The organism is Jeotgalibacillus terrae, from assembly GCF_016908195.1.
Classification (GTDB): Bacteria; Bacillota; Bacilli; order Bacillales; family Jeotgalibacillaceae; genus Jeotgalibacillus; species Jeotgalibacillus terrae.
On the sequence record NZ_JAFBDK010000001.1, the window covers coordinates 114331 to 132722 of the forward strand.

21 protein-coding genes are annotated in these 18392 nt (G+C 40.9%); 6 read left to right on the forward strand and 15 right to left on the reverse strand.

Going from position 1 to position 18392, the window contains the following annotated elements:
- Positions 1 to 20: 20 nt before the first annotated feature.
- The 6 genes from JOD21_RS00625 to JOD21_RS00650 form a co-directional block, all read right to left on the reverse strand.
- Complete coding sequence (locus JOD21_RS00625) at positions 21 to 1787, reverse strand: ATP-binding protein (RefSeq protein WP_204727724.1); 1767 nt, start codon at positions 1785 to 1787, stop codon at positions 21 to 23.
- Positions 1784 to 2497: a response regulator transcription factor gene (locus JOD21_RS00630; RefSeq protein ID WP_204727725.1), complete on the reverse strand. Its 714-nt coding sequence runs from the start codon at positions 2495 to 2497 to the stop codon at positions 1784 to 1786. The genes JOD21_RS00625 and JOD21_RS00630 overlap by 4 nt, the downstream gene beginning before the upstream one ends.
- A gap of 63 nt (positions 2498 to 2560) precedes the next feature.
- A complete protein-coding gene (gene ccsB, locus JOD21_RS00635) occupies positions 2561 to 3754 on the reverse strand; it encodes a c-type cytochrome biogenesis protein CcsB (RefSeq protein WP_204727726.1) in 1194 nt (397 codons plus the stop codon).
- The gene (locus JOD21_RS00640; protein WP_204727727.1) at positions 3723 to 5405 is read right to left on the reverse strand and encodes a cytochrome c biogenesis ResB family protein; all 1683 of its coding nucleotides are present in this window, start codon (positions 5403 to 5405) and stop codon (positions 3723 to 3725) included. The genes ccsB and JOD21_RS00640 overlap by 32 nt, the downstream gene beginning before the upstream one ends.
- Positions 5402 to 5956, reverse strand: a complete 555-nt coding sequence (gene resA, locus JOD21_RS00645; protein WP_204727728.1) for a thiol-disulfide oxidoreductase ResA — start codon at positions 5954 to 5956, stop codon at positions 5402 to 5404. Before resA ends, JOD21_RS00640 begins: the two co-directional genes overlap by 4 nt.
- Positions 5957 to 6058: 102 nt before the next feature.
- Positions 6059 to 6790, reverse strand: a complete 732-nt coding sequence (locus JOD21_RS00650; protein ID WP_204727729.1) for a pseudouridine synthase — start codon at positions 6788 to 6790, stop codon at positions 6059 to 6061.
- Between the two features lie 169 nt (positions 6791 to 6959).
- Between JOD21_RS00650 and JOD21_RS00655 the strand changes: the two genes are divergently transcribed.
- From JOD21_RS00655 to JOD21_RS00680, 6 genes are all read left to right on the forward strand, one after another.
- Positions 6960 to 7715 carry a segregation/condensation protein A gene (locus tag JOD21_RS00655; protein WP_204727730.1) on the forward strand — a complete coding sequence of 252 codons (756 nt, stop codon included), beginning with the start codon at positions 6960 to 6962 and terminating at the stop codon, positions 7713 to 7715.
- Positions 7702 to 8289: an SMC-Scp complex subunit ScpB gene (gene scpB / locus JOD21_RS00660; RefSeq protein WP_204727731.1), complete on the forward strand. Its 588-nt coding sequence runs from the start codon at positions 7702 to 7704 to the stop codon at positions 8287 to 8289. The genes JOD21_RS00655 and scpB overlap by 14 nt, the downstream gene beginning before the upstream one ends.
- Positions 8290 to 8392: 103 nt before the next feature.
- Positions 8393 to 9418 (forward strand): D-alanyl-D-alanine carboxypeptidase family protein, encoded by a 1026-nt coding sequence (locus JOD21_RS00665; RefSeq protein WP_204727732.1) that lies wholly within the window; start codon positions 8393 to 8395, stop codon positions 9416 to 9418.
- Positions 9412 to 10005, forward strand: a complete 594-nt coding sequence (locus JOD21_RS00670; protein WP_204727733.1) for a nucleoside recognition domain-containing protein — start codon at positions 9412 to 9414, stop codon at positions 10003 to 10005. The genes JOD21_RS00665 and JOD21_RS00670 overlap by 7 nt, the downstream gene beginning before the upstream one ends.
- A complete protein-coding gene (locus tag JOD21_RS00675; protein WP_338032841.1) occupies positions 9998 to 10540 on the forward strand; it encodes a spore maturation protein in 543 nt (180 codons plus the stop codon). Before JOD21_RS00670 ends, JOD21_RS00675 begins: the two co-directional genes overlap by 8 nt.
- A 34-nt stretch (positions 10541 to 10574) precedes the next feature.
- Positions 10575 to 11120: a DUF309 domain-containing protein gene (locus JOD21_RS00680; protein ID WP_338032842.1), complete on the forward strand. Its 546-nt coding sequence runs from the start codon at positions 10575 to 10577 to the stop codon at positions 11118 to 11120.
- 13 nt (positions 11121 to 11133) lie between these two features.
- Here the strand turns inward: JOD21_RS00680 and JOD21_RS00685 are convergent, their stop codons facing one another.
- The 9 genes from JOD21_RS00685 to JOD21_RS00725 all read right to left on the reverse strand — a co-directional run bounded on the left by JOD21_RS00685 (position 11134) and on the right by JOD21_RS00725 (position 18387).
- A complete protein-coding gene (locus tag JOD21_RS00685; protein ID WP_204727734.1) occupies positions 11134 to 11493 on the reverse strand; it encodes a GNAT family N-acetyltransferase in 360 nt (119 codons plus the stop codon).
- A gap of 214 nt (positions 11494 to 11707) precedes the next feature.
- A complete protein-coding gene (gene lysA / locus JOD21_RS00690; protein ID WP_204727735.1) occupies positions 11708 to 13033 on the reverse strand; it encodes a diaminopimelate decarboxylase in 1326 nt (441 codons plus the stop codon).
- 81 nt (positions 13034 to 13114) lie between these two features.
- Complete coding sequence (locus JOD21_RS00695) at positions 13115 to 14569, reverse strand: spore germination protein (protein WP_204727736.1); 1455 nt, start codon at positions 14567 to 14569, stop codon at positions 13115 to 13117.
- A 5-nt stretch (positions 14570 to 14574) separates the two neighbouring features.
- Positions 14575 to 15000 carry a stage V sporulation protein AB gene (locus JOD21_RS00700; RefSeq protein WP_204727737.1) on the reverse strand — a complete coding sequence of 142 codons (426 nt, stop codon included), beginning with the start codon at positions 14998 to 15000 and terminating at the stop codon, positions 14575 to 14577.
- On the reverse strand, positions 14997 to 15560 hold the full coding sequence (locus JOD21_RS00705; protein WP_204727738.1) for a stage V sporulation protein AA: 564 nt from the start codon (positions 15558 to 15560) through the stop codon (positions 14997 to 14999). Before JOD21_RS00705 ends, JOD21_RS00700 begins: the two co-directional genes overlap by 4 nt.
- A 16-nt stretch (positions 15561 to 15576) precedes the next feature.
- Positions 15577 to 16320, reverse strand: coding sequence for an RNA polymerase sporulation sigma factor SigF (sigF, locus tag JOD21_RS00710; protein WP_239581231.1), 744 nt, complete (start codon positions 16318 to 16320; stop codon positions 15577 to 15579).
- A gap of 10 nt (positions 16321 to 16330) precedes the next feature.
- Entirely contained in the window at positions 16331 to 16771 is a 441-nt protein-coding gene (spoIIAB, locus tag JOD21_RS00715) for an anti-sigma F factor (protein ID WP_204727740.1), read from the reverse strand.
- Entirely contained in the window at positions 16768 to 17121 is a 354-nt protein-coding gene (gene spoIIAA / locus JOD21_RS00720) for an anti-sigma F factor antagonist (RefSeq protein WP_041122749.1), read from the reverse strand. The genes spoIIAB and spoIIAA overlap by 4 nt, the downstream gene beginning before the upstream one ends.
- A gap of 120 nt (positions 17122 to 17241) precedes the next feature.
- Complete coding sequence (locus tag JOD21_RS00725) at positions 17242 to 18387, reverse strand: D-alanyl-D-alanine carboxypeptidase family protein (RefSeq protein ID WP_380269785.1); 1146 nt, start codon at positions 18385 to 18387, stop codon at positions 17242 to 17244.
- Between the last annotated feature and the right edge of the window lie 5 nt (positions 18388 to 18392).

Sequence of the window (18392 nt, forward strand, 5' to 3'; positions counted from 1 at the left end):
CATGTCTGTATATGGACTGATCAATTTCGTGGAAGATAAAATGAAAACGTCGTTCCCTCGTCAACCTTACTTTCTGCTTTAATCTTTCCATGGTGTGCTTCAATCAGGTTTTTTACAATCGCAAGGCCTAAACCGGTCCCGGCGCGCCCTCTTGTCCTTGCTTTATCAGCTTTGTAAAAACGTTCAAATATAAATGGCAGATCATCTTCCGGAATACCGACTCCGTTGTCTATAACATCAAACCGGATAAATTGATTCTCCATTTTTGTTCTGATTGTAATGTCACCCTCTGTTTTGGTATGTCTGATTGCATTGTCAAGAAGGTTGGTAAGGACCTGTTCAATTCTGTCGGGGTCGATGTGAATGGCGACCGATTCATCTAATTCACTTACTAAATTCATATGAATATCATTATCGTTTAACCCCAGTCTGAATTTCGATAAAACTCTCGATGCAAATTCATTTACTTTAACCTGTTCCTGATTCAATACAATATGTCCTGCTTCCATTCGTGCCAAATCAAGCAGTTCATTCACAAGACGGCCCATCCTAAGGGATTCATCATAGATAACCCTGGCAATATCTTTTCTTTCTTCATCACTTTGCGGTATGTCATCAATGATCGCTTCACTATACCCCTGCAACATTGATATCGGGGTTCTCAGCTCATGAGATACATTAGCGATAAAGTCTTTTCTAAGCGTTTCAAGCTTTCTTTCTTCAGTCATGTCTCTTAGTACTGCGACAGCTCCTCTGACAGTATCACCGCTGTACAGGGGACTGATAATCGCCACATATGATCTGCCGTTAACCTCAAGTTCACCTATTTGTTCCTCATTTGTCTGCATGACTTTTTGGATCAGTTCTTCAAGAGTGGGAGGCAGCGCAAGCTTTGTGAAATCTTCCTGTTCATCATACCAATTCTTCAGGAAGCGCTCTGCAGGCGGATTGGAAACCAGGACTGTGCAGTCTTTATTAAATGTGATTACACCGTCTGCCATAGAACTGAGTACGCTTGATAGCTGTTCTTTTTCCTGGCTGAGAGCATCGAGGTGGTGCTTTAGCTGTCGTCCCATCTGATTAAAAGCTGTAGCAAGTTCTCCAATTTCATCATTAGACAGGATTGGAACTTTTGTATCGAATTTACCCCGTGCCACTTCAAAAGCGCCTTCCCTCATTTTTCTGAGTGGTGCAGTAATTCTTGTAGACAGGAAAAAGGCAAAAATAGTAGTAAGTATAATGGCAATTGCAGCTGCTAAAATAATCAGGCGTGTCGTCTGTTCAGTGGTCTGCTGAATGGCTTCAAGAGACTGATAAACATACACTGCACCGGCTGTCTCACCTTCAGTATCTGATACCGGCACTCCAACAATCATGACATTATTGTAGCGGTTATCGAAATCTTCACCAGTGGGGAATTCATCCTGAACAATCACAGACTCATCATCTACTCTGCTTAGCGAATTGCTCCCCTCAATGACAGATAGAATTTCTGTATAATTGACACCATCTGAATAAAAAACAGTTTGATCGTCAATTTTTACGATAGAATGGACAGGATCATCAAGAATTTCAGATACAATCTGAAGACTCATATCTAAATTATCGTGTTCCTCAATAATACTGGCTGCTTTTTGTGCTTCATACCTTAAAGACTCTTCTACTTCTTCCACATGATAGTTCTGAAAAAACTCCAGAAGCAGGATGGTCAGTATAAATAAAACAAAGGAGACAAGCAGCAGAATTGTCATCCACAGCTTGCCTACTACACTTCTCCAGATTCTCATTCGTCAACCTCGAATTTATATCCTACTCCCCATACAGTAACAATCATCTTGCCTGCTTTCTCAGAGACTCTGTTAAGTTTTTCCCTTAATCTTTTTACATGAGTATCGACTGTCCGCAGATCACCGAAGAATTCATAGTGCCAGACCTCTTTCAGTAATTGCTCACGATCATAGACTTTATCCGGACTTTTTGCCAGGAATAAAAGCAGCTCATACTCTTTAGGTGTCAATGTAACTTCATGTCCATCAGCAGTTACTCTGTGGGCATCATTATCGATTACAAGGTGACTGTATGCAATCATGTCTTTGGCTTTTGTATCTGTTTTCACGTGACTGCTCGTAGCAGTACGTCTGAGTAATGCCTTTACTCTTAATACTACTTCCCGCGGACTGAAAGGCTTAACGATATAATCGTCTGTCCCAACCTCAAATCCCTGTACACGATTTGCCTCTTCACCTTTAGCAGTCAACATAATGACAGGTGTTGTTTTGGTTTCACGCAGTTCCTTACAAACTTCAATCCCGTCTTTACCAGGCATCATTAAGTCAAGCAGGATACAATCATAATCTTCTCCAAGAGCTTTATTAAGCGCACTTTCACCGTCTTCAGCTTCTTCTACTGTATATCCTTCACGCTCCAGATACATTTTTAACAGCCTGCGGATTCTTTCTTCATCATCAACTACAAGAATATGACCAAGTTCATTCATTAAAGATCCTCCTTGAGATATGTATTTAAAAGAAGCCCTCACTTACTCGTGAGGGCAATTTGATTAAGCGTAAGAATGGAGTCCGGCAATAATTAAGTTTACTGCTACAAGGTTAAACATAATAATAACAAATCCAATTACTGCAAGCCAGGCGGAACGATTTCCTTCCCATCCTCTCGACAGTCTCAAGTGCAGGAACGCTGCATAGAACAAGAATGTAATAAGCGCCCACACCTCTTTAGGGTCCCATCCCCAGAAGCGTGTCCAGGCAATTTGAGCCCAGATCATTGCAAAAATCAGACCACCTAATGTAAATACAGGAAAGCCGATCAGCACTGAACGGTAGCCGACTTCATCAAGCATATCCAGATTTGCTTTTTTAACAAGCGGCTGGAATAGAGCAGCTACTTTTCTTCTTGAGATCAGTCTGATTAGTAAGTAAAGAATGATACCTACACCGATAGACCAGATCACTGTATTCAATCTTGATGCATTTACAAGCGGATGCATTTCAAGGCCTGTTGAGAATGCTCCCTCTGTAATCAGTTCACCTTCATTAGGTGTAACCAGTGCAGGCATTGAATATTGTACAACTGTTTCTGCTTCATCAGCATTAATAAATGTAAATTCAGATTCATAACCTGCCACAGAAAATACTGTTGCGCTTAAAACGAATCCAACTACAAGAATAATACCGAAGAGAACAGATTCAAGCCAGAATACCTGTTTACCACCTTTTGAAAGATCAATGTCTTTCAGGAGGAAAATCAGACCAGCTACAAAGCTGACAGATAAAATCGCCTCACCTGCAGCCACTGTTGACACGTGAATAGCAAGCCAGTCACTTTGCAGTGCAGGAATCAGAGGAGAAACGTCTCTTGGAAACATGCTTGCGTATGCAATTGTTAGGAGTGCAATCGGCAATGCAAATACGCCAAGAATATGCAAACGGTAAATAAAGTAAATGATAATAAATGCTGCAACGAGCATCATCGCAAAAAATGTAATAAATTCAAACAGGTTGCTGACCGGCGCATGTCCTGAAGCAATCCATCTCGTAAAGAAATATCCAAGCTGAGAAGCAAATCCGATCAGCGTTATGGTAATTCCGATTGTTGCCCATCTGTTTTTGCCAGTCTGATTCGTATGTTTTTTTGATTTAATTGATCCTGCGAAAAATACAGTTGCCACAAGATATAACAGAAAAGCTATATACAGCAGCGTACTACTTATGCTCGCGAGTTGTGCCACTTTCATCTTCCTCCTTTGCATTGCCTTTGGATTCTTTCAGCTCCTGATGGTCATCAGGCTGATCGAGTCCAGCATATTCGAATGCCGGAGCAATGTCTTTTTTCAATCCGTACCAGTTTTTATTTGTATGGCCTGCTGCATACAAATGAGAATCGGCATCTGTCTTAATCCAGATTCTTCTGTGATTCCAGTAGGACCCAACGATAACCCCAAACATAAAAATAGCGCCGCCTAAAGCAAGAATCCACAGCGTTAAATCTTTTCTGACAGTTAACCCTGAAATATCCCTTGTTTCAATGCCATTAAAACTGATTTCATAGTCATTCTCTCCAAGAGGTTCAAGATTTTGCTGAATAGCTACAAACGCTACTTCTCCATCAGGATGTTCAGGTGATATCATATTAAATAAAAATGCAGGATTGTTAGGCAGAGGAGAAACAGATTGTGGCTCCCCGTCATCAAATCCGCTGAAATCCGGATAATAACCTGAAATTTCAACAGCATAGCCATCGTTTAATTCATATACGCCTGAAGTGTTCGGGTCAAACAAATCGACTGTAAAACTGCCGACTGGTTCACCGGTTTCTTTACTGTCCATTGTAAAGGACATCTTATATAATTCATCTTCAATATAATCTGTCTGATAAAGTGCAAATTGATCAAATTTCATCGGCACATTTACCTGAATTGCGTGATGGTCAACTTCGGTTATATTGTCAGTTGAACCGGCAATCGCATTTTCGTCTTTTTTATAAAGTATAGCATCGGTCTGGAAGTTTTTAGCAATCGCACCTGTGCGCTGAATGGTCTCATCAAATACCTCGGAATCGCCTTCCTGATACGTTTCAAGTGTAAACCCTTCATTTTTCAGAAGATACTCCTGATCTGTTCCGGGAATGATTTGAGTTTCACCTTCACGAATCCATAACATTTCATCGACATACATACCAGGTACAAACCTGAGCATTGCTCCGATTAAAAAAATAATCAGTCCGGTATGGTTAATATACGGTCCCCATCTAGAAAACTGGTTTTTCTCAGCTAAAAGACTACCATTTTCCACTCTGACTTTGTAACGTCTTTTTTTCAGACCTTCGCTAAGGCGGTTAAGTGTATCCAGCGAGCCTTTAGCTTCATAGGCAGAATAAATCCGCTGTCTTTTCAGGAAAGAATCATGTCTTTCCACACGCTGTTTTTTCAGCGCTTTATACAGCGGAATACCCCGGTCCAGACTAGCTATAATAATCGATGTCCCAATCGCTGCTACGAGCAGCATATACCACCAGGATCCATATAAATCATGAAAACCCAATACATAATAGATTTTACCGGCTATACCGTAACGGTCTTCATAATATTCTATAGCCGGAATATTTTGCGGAATAAAAAATTCCTGAGGAAAAATCGTTCCGATTGCTGAAGCAACCAGTGTAATAACAATCAGCCAGACGCCAACTTTAACTGATGAAAAGAAGTTCCACACCTTATCAATAACAGAAGCGTGATAAGTTTGAGATCTTCTCGCCATTCCCTCATACCGCATCACATCATTTGTTTTTCTTTTGGCAGCTTTTTCAGTTAACGTTCTGCCGCAGGCCTGACATAACTCAGAACCTTCCGGATTTACGTGGCCGCATTTACAAATCAATTTACTCATTCAGAAGACTCCTGACTTTCAGGTTTGATCATGTTCATGTAAGATACAATCATTTCTTCACTCATTTCGCCTGTGATCACCTTCTCAATTTCTCCATCAGGATTCACAAGAAGCGTCGTTGGAAGCGGTCCGATTGAATAAGCATCCATTACGTCACTGTTCACATCTCTGACCACAGGAAATGTAAGACCGAACTGATTGGCAAAATTGGAAACTTTGAATTCAGATTCCCCTACGTTTACTGCAATAACTTCTACTCCCTGGTCCTTAAAGACCTCATATTGTTTTTGCATATAAGGAAATTCCTCTTTACAAGGTTCGCACCAAGTACCCCAGAAATTTAAAAATACACCCTGGCCTTTATAATCTGACAGCTGATGCGTGTCGCCATCCAAATCTTCGAGTATAAAATCGGGTGCCTGATCACCAGCTCTGACAAGGGACTTTTCATCCCCAGTCACACTGGAGTAGATTGTATATGAGACTGCTGCAAGTAAGACAGCAAGAATCGATACACGCATGATGAGCCTTTTTTGTTTTTTCTTACTCATATTAGCTACCCCCTTAAAACGGTCACACTAAAGTATCATTGTCATTATAGCATTCGTTATAAAGGCATTAGCGTATAGTATTTGAATGAACTGTGAAAATTGTCAGTTATGAAGTCCGTTTTCTGCGAATGATCTCAGCTGTTTCACTTCATGCGGCGTTAGTTCTCTGGCTTCACCGGCATTAAGGCCTGTCAGATGCAAAAAGGCGTACCTTTCTCTTTTCAGCTTTTGAACAGGATGTCCTACAGCCTCAAGCATTCTTCTGACCTGTCTGTTACGTCCTTCATGAATCGTAATCTCAAGGATGGTTTTATCTTTCTGCTTATCAGCTGAAATCACTTTCGCTCTAGAAGGCGCAGTCATTCCATCTTCAAGCTTGATACCTCTTTCAAGTTTTTTAATCACTTCACGTTTCACAAGCCCTTTGACTCTGGCAACATACGTTTTAGGGACTTCATATTTAGGGTGAGTCAACAGGTTGGCAAATTCCCCATCATTGGTCAGCAGCAGTAAACCTGATGTGTCATAGTCCAGTCTTCCAACCGGATAAATTCTCTCTTCCACATGCTGAAAATAATCAGTTACTACTTTGCGGTTTTTATCGTCACTAACAGCTGAGATCACACCGGATGGTTTATAGAATAGATAATATACTTTGTTTTCCCGCTCAATTTTGACTCCTTCAACTTCTATTTTATCTGAAGCTGTCACTTTAGTGCCAAGTTCTTTAACGGTTTTTCCATTCACCTTTACTTTACCCTGTAAAATTAATTCTTCTGCTTTTCTGCGTGATGCCACTCCAGCGTGTGCAATCACTTTTTGTAATCTCTCCATCTCTTACACCTCTTCATTTGTTCTTCTTCTTACAGCATTATGTCACATATATGGTCAAAAGCAAATCACGATCATATAAAACCCTGATTAACTGTTGGATCTGCCTATTTCTTCAGATATAATTAGCATGATGAAAGAATCTCAGCGTATGCGCTAGAATGGTGATGAAATGGAATACACAGTAAAGCTTGATGCATTTGAAGGCCCGCTTGACCTTCTGCTTCATCTTATACAGGGTCTTGAAATCGACATATATGATATCCCAATGGCTGAAATTTCTGAACAGTATACTCTCTATATTAGAGCAATGAGTGTACTGGAGCTGAATACTGCGAGTGAGTATCTCGTGATGGCTGCTACTTTAATGTCAATTAAGAGCAGAATGCTCCTCCCTAAGCAGGAAGAATATTGGGAAGAAGATCAATCATTTGAAGAAGACCCCAGAGAAGAATTAGTTGAAAAGCTCATTGAATATAAAAAATACAAAAAAGCTGCTACCGAGCTTAAGCAAAAAGAGGATGAAAGAAGTCTTCATTATACAAAGCCTCCTGAAGATCTAAGTTCATACTCAGAGCAGGTGAGTGCGGGATCTGAAACAAATATTGACCTGCATGATCTGATTGGTGCATTTAATAAATTAATGCGACGTAAAAAGATTAAAAAACCGCTGTCTACAAGAATTGCCAGACAGGAAATATCAATTGAAACACGCATGTCTGAAATTCTCCAAACCATCCGGGCACATGCTGCGCCGCGAACTTTCTCTGAACTATTTCCCGTAGCCGAAAAACCGCATATGGTTGTCTCATTCATGGCAGTGCTTGAATTAGTTAAAAGGCAGGAGATTCATATTAAGCAGGATCATAATTTTTCAGAAATCATGGTGGAAAGTACTGAAGGAGTGTCATTAGTTGGACAGCGATAATCAAAATGCAATTATAGAAGGACTTTTATTTACAGCAGGGGATTCAGGACTTTCAGAAGATCAAATTGCTGAAGCATTGAACATGGTGGTTTCAGAGATTGCTGATCTGATGAAATCGATCGCAGCACAGTATGAGGAAGATCCGTCAAGAGGACTTGAAATTGCTGCTTATGCAGGGAAATATCAATTTGTTACAAAAAAAAGCCTTGCAGCACATATTAAGCTACTGGCCGATTCACCTTCACCTTCCTCTCTGACACAAGCCGGACTTGAAACCCTGGCAATTATTGCTTATAAACAGCCGGTAACCAGAGTACAGATTGAAGAAGTCAGAGGTGTTAAGACTGATGGCCCTGTTCATACACTGATCGCAAGAGGACTGATTAAAGAGGTTGGCCGTAATGAAGGCGCAGGAAGAGCTATTTTATACGGCACGACTGCAGAATTTCTGGATTACCTCGGTCTTAAAGATTTGTCAGAACTTCCTCCCCTTCCAGAGGATATAGATGATGAAAATGAAGATAGTGATTTATTCTTTGAATCATTAAGGAACGGCCTTTCAGCAAACGAATGACACGTGCTCATGCACGTGTCTTTTTTAGGTCTAATTTTCAAAGGGGTTCATAATGATACATTAGGAGGTGTGCCCGATTAAAAAAATTCTGGCTGTATGTATCATGTTCCTGTTAATCTGTCAGCCTGTACATGCTATAGATGTCTCCGCACAATCATCAATTCTAATCGAAGCAGAAAGTGGAAGGGTTCTTTTTAATAAAAATGAGCACGAAAAATTAAAAATTGCAAGCATTACAAAAATTATGACTGCTCATGTGGCACTTAAACACGGCAATTTGGATGATCAAGTAAAAATTTCAACAAAAGCTTCATCTGCAGAGGGTTCAAGCCTTTATTTGAAAGCAGGTGAAAAAGTACTGTTAAAAGATCTTTTGTACGGACTCCTGCTCAGATCAGGCAATGATGCTGCCGTGGCAATTGCTGAACATATCAGCGGGTCAGTAGAACAGTTTGCTGAACTGATGAATAAAGAAGCAAAAGCGTTTCAAATGTCCAACTCATATTTTACAAATCCACATGGACTTGATACGGATGACAAGCATCTGTCAACTGCTTTTGATATGGCCATACTTACTAAAGAAGCCATAAAGAATGATCAGTTCAACACCATCTTTTCTTCTAAATCATACAAGCCTTCATTTAACGATTATCATTGGAACAATAAACACCGTCTTGTTACAGGATTGTATCCTCATTCAGATGGCGGCAAGACAGGATTTACAAAAAAAGCCGGCAGAACGCTGGTTACGACCGCTACCAAAAACAATATGACCTTAATAGCTGTCACAATTAATGCACCTGATGACTGGAATGATCATATGTCACTTTTTGAAGATGCGTTCAAGCGGTATGCTACTTTTGAAGTAATATCTAAAGGTCCTGTTCCTGTATTACCCGGATCATATGAAAATATGAAGTACATATCTAAACAGGTAAAAAAAGTTCCGCTGACTGAAGATGAGACTGAGCAGATTGTCTACCACATTAAGCACGGAGATACACCTTCACTGAGCGTATACATTCAGGATGAAGAGTTAACCAAAGTAAAACTTTATGCAGACAAGACTGATTCACCTGCGTTCTATCAGACACTGATTAGAAAAATAAAGGAGTTTTTCACATGGTAAACCTGATATGGATCTTCATGCTGATCTCGGGTATCCTGTTCAGTTTTTTTAATGGAACTGTAGACGAAGTAAATAAAGGACTTTTACAATCTGCGGGGCAGTCAGTGGAATTAGTGATCGGATTTGTCGCAGTTTTCACGCTCTGGCTCGGAATGATGGAGATCGCAAAACGTGCGGGCTTATTACAATTAGTGACTAAACTCGGTTATCCTTTTATTCGCAGATTATTTCCGGATCTGCCTAAAAATCACCCTGCTGCCGGTTATATCATGACAAATTTATCAGCTAATTTTTTCGGTCTGGGTAACGCTGCGACCCCTTTTGGCGTTAAAGCGATGAAAGAGCTCCAATCCATGAATAAAAACGCTGAACTGGCAAGCCGTTCGATGGTTACTTTCCTCTGTATGAATACAGCAGCCGTGACCTTTTTCCCAGCCACGATTGTATCGATGAGACTATCTGAAGGTGCCGCTGATCCGCTTGATATTGTCATTCCGGCATTTATTGCGACAGTCCTGTCATGTTCTGCTGCCATTTTATATGACAGAATCAGCTGGAAAATCGTTTCAGGTGGCAGTCGTGATTGATATTGTATTTCTGGCCAAGCTGATTTTGCCATTATTTATTCTTGTGATTTTGTTTTCAGCACTAATAACAAGAACAGATGCATACAGTGCTTTTGTAAGTGGAGGAAAAGAAGGACTCCAAATGGCCGCTGAGCTTTTGCCGTTTTTAGTTGGTATGATGGCCGCAATCAGCGTGCTCCGATCTTCAGGTTTATTGTTATGGATCACAAACCTGCTATCGCCGTTATTTCTGACTTTTCATATCCCGGCAGAACTATTTCCTCTTTTTTTAACCAGGCCCATTTCAGGTACCGCAGCGTTAAGTATCACGGCAGATTTGACTCATACATACGGAACCGAGCATATCATTTCAAGAATGGCTGCCGTTATACAGGGAAGTACAGATACAACACTCTATATTCTGACCGTATATTTTGGTGCTGTTGGTATTAAAAAAATGGGAAGGGCACTTGCTGTCGGACTGCTTGCGGATTTAACTGGTATGATACTGGCAGTTGTCATCACTCTCTGGTATTTTCAAAATGTTTGGAGCTGAAAAAACCATATGCTAAACTTGTCCACGAACGGAGGTGCTAACGATTAGAAAATATCCGGATTCCTATATTCAATTTTTAGTTCACTTCCACGGCGATCGCGACTACTTTGAATGTCATGAAGTGCTTGAAGAATATTGGAAAGAAAACACTGATGGGAATAAACATTCAATCTGGGTCGGGCTGATACAGCTCGCAGTAGCGTTATATCATCAAAGACGGGGAAACTACAGCGGAGCACTCAGAATGATCAGGCAGTCCAAAGAAAAAATCTTAAGTTTTACAGATGCTGCAGGACACTTATCAATTGATACTGACAGACTGATACAGCTGATGACTGAATTAGAAGGGGCAATCCTTACTCATTCACCTTACCAGAGCGTAATGATTCCACTGACTGATCAGGACCTGGTCGAAGCATGCGGGAAGATATGCAGCGATAGAGGTTACAGCTGGGGCAGCACAAGTGACCTTCAGAATAAAATGCTGATCGACAGACATAAATTACGTGACAGAGCTGACGTTATTTCATTGAGACAGCAAGCACTGATCTCCAAATCCAGATCACCTTATAAAAATTAATGAAACCGCAGCATTAGTCAGCTGCGGTTTCATTATCATTACATTTTTGAAAAAATCCTTCTGTGTACGATGTACTGCCCAATTCTTTTTCATTGTACATTTCTTTAAGTGCTGAAACAATACGATGCCCTACTCCTTCATTGCGGTGAGAGGGGTTAACTGAGATGTGACGCAATGTAACACACTCCTCTTCAATCTCAACACCTGCAAGACCGATAATATCTTCTTCCTTCCAGAGAAACAACTGAAAATTAGGTTCTTCTTCATACTGCTTCATCGACTGCTGCAGTTGTTTAATCTCTTTTTCAGTTGGCATAAAAGACATCAGGCCCATTGCAATTTTCTCAAAGGATTTTTTATAACGAATTAACATAAAGTACTCCTCACCAAGTTGTAATCATCATATGCCGGTTTATGATCCGGCAGTTGATCCGGTTAAATCAATTTTGTCCTTATACCGTTACATATCATACTAGATGCAGCAGAACTTTTCAATTTTTGCCTTCAGACAATGAAAGCCCAGTAGATAATTCCCCAGATAACAGCCATAATTAACAGGGCAATAAAAGTTAATATGTTTTGCTTTTTCATTTCTGACCTCCATGCTGCGCTTTTAACGGCAGGTCATGTCTGATCAGGTCTTCATATTTTTCGCGCTCAATGACAAGTTCCGCTTCACCATTTTCAACGAACACTACAGCAGGACGCGGAATACGGTTATAGTTATTTGCCATTGCATAGCCATAAGCGCCAGTGCAGAATACCGCAAGTACATCTCCTGATGAATGCATACTGATCGGCAGGTCCCAAATTAGCATATCCCCGGACTCACAGCACTTACCTGCAATCGATACAACAGATTCGGGCTCAGCTTCAGGACGGTTTGCAATTACAGCTTCATATCTGGCATTATAAAGGGCTGGCCGTATATTGTCACTCATCCCTCCGTCAACCGCCAGGTAATTTCTTACGTCAGGCACATTCTTAGATGAGCCTACTGTATACAAAGTAGTGCCCGCATCTCCTGTAAGTGAGCGTCCCGGTTCAATCCAGATCTCAGGCATTGTGAGCTGATAGTCAGCCATGAGCGATTTTACTCTGGTAATAATATCTTCAACATATTTACCCGGGGCAAGCGGTTCATCATCTTTCGTATAACGTATGCCAAATCCGCCGCCTAAGTTCAGCACTTCAGCTGAAAAATTGTACTGCTGCTTCCATACTGACATTTTCTCAATCATTTTTTCAGCGGCCATGATAAAGCCGGTCGTTTCAAAAATCTGGGATCCAATATGACAATGGAGTCCAAGTACGTGCAGCTGCTTAAGGTCCAGCGTTTTTTCTAGCGCTTCTTCTGCCTGACCGTTTTGCAGGTCAAATCCAAATTTTGAATCTTCCTGGCCGGTTAAAATATAATCATGTGTATGTGCTTCAATTCCCGGTGTCACCCTTAACAGAATTGATGCGGTCTTACCTTTTTCCTGACAGATATCAGACAAAAGGTTAATTTCATGAAAATTATCCACAACAAAGCAGCCGATATCAGCGTCTAAAGCCATTGCAATTTCTTCAGCGCTTTTATTGTTTCCATGAAAATGAATCTTTTCAGGATTAAAGCCTGCCTTCAAAGCTGTATATAATTCCCCGCCTGACACCACATCGAGGCTAAGCCCCTCCTGATCAATCAGCTGTATCATAGCAATTGAAGAAAATGCCTTGCTTGCGTATGCAACCTGGGAAGTAACGCCTAACTGATCAAAAGTATTTTTAAAACCCCGCGCCCGCTCGCGGATTAACTGTGTGTCATAAACATATAGCGGAGTTCCAAATTCTTTTGCCAGTTCTATTGTATCTACTCCACCGATTGTTAAATGCCCATTTTCATTTATAGATGATGTGCCATAAAAATGCATATTTTAACCCCTTCTTTACTGCGAAATATCATTTATAGATAGTAAGTACATTACCACAGTAAAGCGATTTCGTGCAATGCATCAATTTTTCCGCTTCTGTCTGATCCGGTCTTCAGATTTCACGATCATCGGTCTTAAAAATGAGCTGGTCACAGGTACACGTGTTATGACCTGCCAAAGCGCAATTGGTCTGAATGGGAGCAGCGGCCACAAATATGGTACTGAAAAAACTTTAATTCTTGCCAGATAGATAATAAGCACTGTGACCCCAATCACAAGACCGCTGGTATGAAAAAAAGCCGTCATTAGAAGTAAAAAAGTTCTGGCAAATTTATTGGCAATGCTCAGTTCATAACTCGGTGTAGCAAAAGTACCAATCGCCGCAACTGATACATAAAGAATGACTTCAGGAACAAATAAGCCGACATCAACCGCGATCTGCCCGATTAAAACAGCCGCGATCAATCCCATGGCTGTAGATAAAGGTGTAGGGGTGTGTATAGCAGCCATTCTTAAAAATTCGATACCAATATCAGCCAATAATAGCTGGATAATCAATGGGATTGCAGAGTCTTCTTTTGTGCCGATAAAAGATAATTCAATCGGTTTCATAAAAGGGTCGATCGCCATCAGATACCAGAGAGGGATGAGTATGATTGATGCGATGATTCCGGAAAATCTGATAAACCTCATCATTGTACCTGCTGCAGGAGACTGCCTGAATTCCTCAGCATGCTGGACATGATGAAAAAATGTTGCAGGTGCGATCATAACACCCGGGGATGTATCAATATAAATACAGATATGACCTTCAAGAAGATGCTCTGCTGCTATATCCGCTCTTTCAGTAAATCTGACAAGCGGATACGGATTAAAACCCTGTTTTACAAGGTATTCCTCAAGTGACTTATCAGTCATAATCAGTCCATCAGTATTGATCTCAGAAATTTCTTTTTTAATAATGTTAATGAGCTCTTTATTTGCGATCCCATCGATATAACCGATCGCAACATCCATTTTTGATCTTTCTCCAACTTCAAGCATCTCAAACCTGATGCCCTTATCCCTGATTCTTCTTCTTGTAAGTGCAGTATTTACAATGATATTTTCGACAAAACCGTCTCTCGATCCCCTTACTACTTTTTCATTATCAGGCTCTTCCGGCTGACGTCCGGGATAGCTTCTGACGTCGACTAAAAAACACTCCTGATCACCGTCAATTTTAATGGCTATCAGACCTGAAAAAACCTGCCTGATCAATTCATCCTCTGAGTCAGTCATTTCAACTGAATGATGAATAATCCTCTGATTGACGACTTCTCTGAAAATGTCGCCGTCATCATAGTCATGCAGAGCACTTAATTCATCAAGGATTTTCATAATGAATCTCGTTTCACAAAGACCATTCACAGCATACAGATTTATCTGCTCAGAGCCAAATTCAATTCGCCTGACGATAAAGTCAAAGCTTTTGCCAAGTCCAGCTTCTTTTAATCTGCTGTCCAATTCCCGATTTTCTTTGGGGAGCTTCTTCATTTATTTCAATCCTTCCATACCGGCAAAAAGATCAGCCAGTAAAAGAGTGAACCGGCTACTTTTCCCGCAATAATTGCTGCAATAATGATCTGGAGACTGCCTGCGACTTTCAGACGTCTGGTTATCAGTGGAATAACGTTTAACACCTCTGTTAACGCGGCTGCCATCATTCCGATAAACAGACCTGAAAACAGGCCGGCTGCCGGAACCAGAAACGGTGTTTGAATATAGACTGGGCCAAACAGCACGCCTGTCCCACATAGAGCCCCTGCAATAAGCGCCCATTCTATGATCCTTAACTGAGATTTTTGAGATGTTAATAATATGACTCTCGGTAATACACCAAGTACTGAGATAAAAGCAACAAACCCGCCACCCACAGCAAATCCGCCAGATATTCCTGTAAAGGCTGCAAGTAAATTTGCAATCATTCGTGATCCCGCCGGTCAGCAGATTTCACATAATCTTCAACCGACTTTTCATATTTGTAAATCTCAATGTCAAGCGGACTCGGTTCATCATTAAACTGCTTTTTAATGATTCTGTTAAAAAACAGAAGCATACCTGCTCCTATTCCGATAGAATACGGAATCTGAAACCAGAAAGGATGAGGATTACCCAGCATACTCACAATAACCATCTGTGTTTCAGCCATGCTTACATCTTCATGAAAATACATGATTGTTAATGCTGAACCTGTAAACAGCAACAGCCAGACCGTAATTAAAAGAGCGACTGAAGAGCGCGACGCTTCCATTCTCTCAACAATTGTAAGGGCACTGCCTGTAATGATAATATTCTGGTGCTGATACTTCCTTTGGAGGTCTGTCCTGCTGATAACAGAGTATCGGCCGTCAACATCTTTTAAAACAATGTCACACATCAGCAACTGCTTAAGATGATCCTCTGCAAAGATCTCAGCAATATCATTCAATGTAACCGGCCCTTCTTTCACCATTGCTTTTGATTTCATTTCGATATATGCATCCACGCTCTTCACCCCCTTATTAAGCCCTCTGTTCTTCTTCAAGCCAATCTTTGATAGAGGATAATACTTTTTTCTCAATACGAGAAACCTGTACCTGTGATATCCCTAATTCCTTTGCCACTTCAGACTGGGTCCAATCCTTAAAATACCTGAAGAAAATAATCGTCCTGTCTCTGTGATCAAGTGTCATCAGCGCTTCTTTTAAAGCGATCTGATTAAACCACTGATCGTCCCCGCCTGCCAGCTGGTCTAACAGTGTGATTGGATCCCCTTCACTCTCATATACAGTTTCATGTATAGATGAAGGTGCTTTAGATGCTTCCTGGGCAAGTACAATATCATCAATCGACACATGCAGATAATCTGCAATTTCTGAGAGTGTCGGCACTTTGTTTAATGTTGCAGATAAATGTTCACGTGCTCTTCTTACTTTGTACCCCAGCTCTTTTATTGACCTGCTTACTTTTACTGTTCCGTCATCTCTTAAAAAGCGCTGAATTTCACCGATGATCATCGGTACCGCGTATGTCGAAAATTTTACATCATATGAAAGGTCAAACTTATCAACCGCTTTTAACAATCCGATCGCACCAATTTGAAATAAATCGTCCAATTCATATCCGCGATGTTGAAAGCGCTGAACAACCGACCAGACAAGCCTGACGTTTTTCTCAACCATTTTATCCCTGGCCTGCTGATTACCGTCCTGACTTTGTCTGATCCACTCACGAATTTCTTCATGATTAATAGAATTAGCATTCATACAAATCGGCCTACAGACAATTGGCATTCACAGCTGAAAGCTGCTTCACCATTTTGACTGTTGTCCCCTGATTTGATGCAGATCTTACTTCGACTTGATCCATAAAATGTTCCATAATTGTAAAGCCCATTCCCGACCTTTCCATATCAGGCCTTGAAGTATACAGCGGCTCCATCGCCTGTTCCACTTTTTCCATTCCTTTGCCTTCATCAATGATCTCAATTGTTAACAGTCTTTGTTCAATGTGGAGCTTCAGCGTGATTTCATGGAAATCTTCTTCGTTATAACCATGGATGACTGCATTTGTAACAGCTTCTGAAACAACTGTTTTAATATCACTCAATTCTCCTACCGTCGGGTCGTATGGCGCGATAAATGAAGCGGCAATCATTCTTGCAAGCCCTTCATTTTCACTGATGGAAGTAAAATGGCATGTCAGACTGTTTTTCATTGGACTGCCTCCAATCTTGAAAAAGCCCGTTCTTCTGACAGTTCAACGATGAGAATTTTATACATACCTGACATTTCAAATAATCTTTTTACTGCAGGTGTTGCTGCGCATAGTACCATATTGCCCCCGATTTTCTGCAGATGCTTATATCTTCCGAGAATTAAGCCGAGTCCGGAACTATCCATAAATTCAAGGTTGGCAAGATTTAAAATCATATGTCTGATTGACTCTTTTTCCATCAATTCAATCAGTTCTTTTCGAATAGGACCTACTTCATGATGATCAAGCTCACCGCTCATTCTCAGTAACAGTACATTACCTTTGACTTCAGCCTCTACGTTGCACGCCATACCTATTCCTCCTTTTTCAGCTGTCAGATTTTAATCTCAGCTGTAATCCGGAGTATTCACGATAGAAGTAACGTAATCCTGCCTCATGACAATAGTAGAAAAAACTAGTTGTTTTTCGACTTATTCCGCATATAATACGCGTTTCCATGAGCGTCTGAACAGATCCGTCCAGTCCGCTTTTTTAATATGTTTGGAGGAAATTAGAAGTTCTTTTGAAATCTCTTTACCGTTTTTGTGCAGTGAGACGTACCCAACCTCTTGACCCTTATTGATCGGTGCATCAAGCTTTTTATAAACCGTAAGTTTCCTCGTATATTGAGCTTTCTCATTTTTCTTTTCAATGATTTTCAGGGAGTTCTTTAACTCCGCATGAATTTTTTCAGCTGAACCTTTATTGATTGCCGCTTCTGCCAGCACTTCGCCTTTTTGATTGAATGTCTTAGTCACATAGTTTTTAAAGCCGTAATTTAATATGTCTGAAGACACCTGATTCCTCTCTTTTGAGCTCGGTGCACCGAATACAACACTGATCAGGCGCATGTCTCCTCTTTTAGCTGTGGCGGTGAGACAGTATTTCGCTTCATTTGTAAACCCTGTTTTCAACCCGTCTGCCCCCGGATAGGATCTGATCAATTTGTTTGTGTTTACAAGCCAGAATGGATTTTCATCCTGTCTGAGGTAATCATCATACGTACCAGTGAACTCAGTAATCTCCTCATGTGTCAGCAGTTCCATTGCAAGTCTGGCCATATCCATCGCTGAACTGACATGACCTTCGTCAGGCAGCCCTGTGACATTCTTAAAGTGAGTGTTTTTTAATCCAAGCTCTTCAGCTTTTTGATTCATTTTGCTGACAAATGCTTCTTCAGTTCCTGCAATATGTTCTGCAAGTGCAACTGACGCATCATTCGCTGAAGCAATGGAGATTGCTTTGATGAGCTCCCGGACTGTCATGGTTTCTCCTTCTTTTAAATAAATCTGGGAACCTCCCATTCCGGCTGCTGTGCTGCTTGTTGTGACCTTATCATCCCATTTCAGGCTGCCGCTGTTCACTTCTTCCATGATTAAAAGGAGCGTCGCAATTTTAGTCATGGAAGCAGGTGGAAGTTTTTCACTGCTATTCTGGTCATAAATCACCATTCCGGAATCGGCATCAATCAAAATGCCCGATTTGATATTGTCGAAAGCGGGTTCTGCAGCACTGGACTGTGATTGCAGGCATATGAATAACGTCAGGCAAAAGAGGAACATTATTTTCTTCAACACATACA

Bases quoted from the DNA above. Each gene is read 5' to 3' on its own strand.
- JOD21_RS00625 (WP_204727724.1), bottom strand. From the start codon at position 1,787: ATGAGAATCTGGAGAAGTGTAGTAGGCAAGCTGTGGATGACAATTCTG.
- JOD21_RS00630 (WP_204727725.1), bottom strand. From the start codon at position 2,497: ATGAATGAACTTGGTCATATTCTTGTAGTTGATGATGAAGAAAGAATC.
- ccsB (WP_204727726.1), bottom strand. From the start codon at position 3,754: ATGAAAGTGGCACAACTCGCGAGCATAAGTAGTACGCTGCTGTATATA.
- JOD21_RS00640 (WP_204727727.1), bottom strand. From the start codon at position 5,405: ATGAGTAAATTGATTTGTAAATGCGGCCACGTAAATCCGGAAGGTTCT.
- resA (WP_204727728.1), bottom strand. From the start codon at position 5,956: ATGAGTAAGAAAAAACAAAAAAGGCTCATCATGCGTGTATCGATTCTT.
- JOD21_RS00650 (WP_204727729.1), bottom strand. From the start codon at position 6,790: ATGGAGAGATTACAAAAAGTGATTGCACACGCTGGAGTGGCATCACGC.
- JOD21_RS00655 (WP_204727730.1), top strand. From the start codon at position 6,960: ATGGAATACACAGTAAAGCTTGATGCATTTGAAGGCCCGCTTGACCTT.
- JOD21_RS00665 (WP_204727732.1), top strand. From the start codon at position 8,393: ATGTTCCTGTTAATCTGTCAGCCTGTACATGCTATAGATGTCTCCGCA.
- JOD21_RS00670 (WP_204727733.1), top strand. From the start codon at position 9,412: ATGGTAAACCTGATATGGATCTTCATGCTGATCTCGGGTATCCTGTTC.
- JOD21_RS00685 (WP_204727734.1), bottom strand. From the start codon at position 11,493: ATGTTAATTCGTTATAAAAAATCCTTTGAGAAAATTGCAATGGGCCTG.
- lysA (WP_204727735.1), bottom strand. From the start codon at position 13,033: ATGCATTTTTATGGCACATCATCTATAAATGAAAATGGGCATTTAACA.
- JOD21_RS00695 (WP_204727736.1), bottom strand. From the start codon at position 14,569: ATGAAGAAGCTCCCCAAAGAAAATCGGGAATTGGACAGCAGATTAAAA.
- JOD21_RS00700 (WP_204727737.1), bottom strand. From the start codon at position 15,000: ATGATTGCAAATTTACTTGCAGCCTTTACAGGAATATCTGGCGGATTT.
- sigF (WP_239581231.1), bottom strand. From the start codon at position 16,320: ATGAATGCTAATTCTATTAATCATGAAGAAATTCGTGAGTGGATCAGA.
- spoIIAB (WP_204727740.1), bottom strand. From the start codon at position 16,771: ATGAAAAACAGTCTGACATGCCATTTTACTTCCATCAGTGAAAATGAA.
- spoIIAA (WP_041122749.1), bottom strand. From the start codon at position 17,121: ATGGCGTGCAACGTAGAGGCTGAAGTCAAAGGTAATGTACTGTTACTG.